Raw genomic sequence first — 2,231 nt, 5'->3', positions numbered from 1 at the left:
ACCCAGCTGCTTGGCCCGCTCCAGCAACTCAAGCGGCAAGGTGACGTTGGTGGATTTACGCGGTCGAACTTCGAGGGCTTTGCCCATGTGCGGCTCCATGTAGCACACTATGTGCATTATGCTGCACATGATCGACGGATCGCAAGCGGATCGGCGGCCGATGGGGGCTACGCGGAACGCGTTAGGGCGCAGTCAGACGAGGTCCTTCCGGATCTCCTCAATATTTGGCTGAGCAGGTGGCTTTCGATGCACATTATGATTACAGAATGAAAGTGATCAGCATTTCGCAAAATACCTAATTAACCCGCCGACCCGACGTCTTGTCGATGACGCTCCGGCGTGCGAGACGCAAGCCTCTCAATAAGTTGGTAATATGTATCGCAAATGCATTACAGGAGGTTCGCCATGAAGACTGCAACGATCCCAGCGTTGCGTGTAGAGCCCGAGTTGCGACAGGCTGCAGAAGAAGTGTTGAACGAGAACGAGAGTCTTTCTTCGTTTATGGAGGCTTCGCTCCGCGAAAGTATTGCGAAGCGCCGGCTCCAGCGGGAGTTCGTTGCACGCGGTCTGGCCGCGCGCGACGAAGCGCGCAGAACAGGTGAGTATTTCGACGCTGACGATGTGCACGCCGAACTCGCGAGCCTGCTCGAGGTGGCCAGAACGGCAGGGCGAGGGCATTGACGTACCGTGTGCGCTATACCGCTGGAGCCCGTCGTGACCTGCTGCGGCTTTACAAATATTTGCTGGACCGGGATGTAGTGGCCGCGACACGCGCGCTGGAGGCGTTGCGAAAATGTGCCGAACTGCTCGAGGAATTCCCCTTCACGTGTAGGAAGGTGGATAAACACGATCCCTTTCTGCGCGAACTTATAGTGCCATTTGGCTCGGCAGGATATGTTGTTCTGTTCGAAGTTGACGACGCCAGTACGGTCATCATCCTCGCAGTCCGGCACCAGCGCGAGGATGACTATCACTAGGCAATCGTCTGTCGGCCAGATGCATTGCTCAACAACCAATCCCGAGCAGCGCGTAAGCGGCCAGTTCGATCGGACACGGCGAACGACGGATATCCTCGTCGGGCTCCGCCCAAAGGGTCGGGTAAGAATGAAATGAACGCGTCCCACCGCGCTCCGCTTACTTCGTGAGCGGGATCGGGCAGTCGAAGTATGGTTGCGCGATCAGGTTGTTCCTGCCGCGCAGGCACTCCGCGACAATCCCGGGCGAGCGCTGTCTGCCGATCAACTGCGCACTGAGCTCAAAAAATCCCGGGCGCGTCGCGGATGAATTGGAAGGTTCAGTTTGCCCCTGAAGCACTCGACCATTGCAGATACTCGAAGAACGGATCGCACAGGCTGGTGCTCCAATCACCGCGGAACGTTATGTCGATGCAATCGTAGACTTCTGTATGTCACTGCAGACGTTCGCTGCTCGCGGGGTCGCGCGCGAAGACCTGTTGCCGGGATTTAGAATTACGCACTTTCGCAAGCGCGATCATCGCTTGCTTGCTGGACGACGAAACTGTGTCTATCGTGGGCATCCTCTCTGGCGGCCAAGACTACGAGACTGCGCTTGGATCTAGAGAAGGAAAAGTCAGAGCGGAAATCTTGTAGACGTTACATACCCGCTCACTTGCGCCGGCTTGCCGGACACGGAATTTGTGCAACAACCTGCTGCACAATTGCCCGCGGTCCGTTCTCTCCAAGATCAAGGATGCAGAGCAACGAAGCCGTCGGCGAGACGCTTGAGCACGGCAGGCGCTGACGATGCAGATCGAGACAAATATTCGCGAGCGGGTAACTTGTCGCGGAATATGCGATGCGAGGCGACACCAAGCGAGCGGGCAAAGCGCAGTACGGTTGCCTTAAGAAGCGCCGGAATCACTGGAAGCGGAACTCTCGTCGATCGGCCTGATTGAAGAAGAGTAGCGCGATATTGCAGATTCACTCAGAATCTAGTTTGACATAAGATAAATTATCACCGTCAGTGGTGTCAGGGCTTTTTAGAAATGTCCGGTTCTGGCTCATTAGAAATGTCCGGTTCCCGGCTCCGGGCTGGCTGCGGTGGCGCATGCTGCGGCATCACAGCCAGCCCGGAGCCAGACCATGGACGGACGTGGATTCATCACGATCAGCATGCACGAGCTCGAGCGCGTGAAGATCATCGAGGCGGTCGTCCAGCATCGCCAGACGATCGTACTGGCGGCTGAACGGCTGCAGCTGTTTGAGCGTCAG

Annotated in this window: 2 protein-coding genes; both read left to right on the top strand. The window is 56.9% G+C overall.

From position 1 onward, the window contains the following. Positions 1–405: 405 nt before the first annotated feature. Positions 406–681 (top strand): YlcI/YnfO family protein, encoded by a 276-nt coding sequence (locus P0D96_RS47795; RefSeq protein WP_408321285.1) that lies wholly within the window; start codon positions 406–408, stop codon positions 679–681. Next, positions 678–977, top strand: a complete 300-nt coding sequence (locus tag P0D96_RS47790; RefSeq protein ID WP_408321283.1) for a type II toxin-antitoxin system RelE/ParE family toxin — start codon at positions 678–680, stop codon at positions 975–977. The genes P0D96_RS47795 and P0D96_RS47790 overlap by 4 nt, the downstream gene beginning before the upstream one ends. The last annotated feature ends 1,254 nt before the right edge of the window (positions 978–2,231 follow it).

The organism is Paraburkholderia sp. RL17-347-BIC-D, assembly GCF_046027915.1.
Classification (GTDB): Bacteria; Pseudomonadota; Gammaproteobacteria; order Burkholderiales; family Burkholderiaceae; genus Paraburkholderia.
The sequence above is the reverse complement of the archived record's forward strand: the minus strand, read 5'-3'. Positions and strand labels throughout refer to the sequence as shown.

Excerpts from the sequence above, each read along its gene's own strand:
- P0D96_RS47795 (WP_408321285.1), top strand. The coding sequence starts at position 406 with ATGAAGACTGCAACGATCCCAGCGTTGCGTGTAGAGCCCGAGTTGCGA.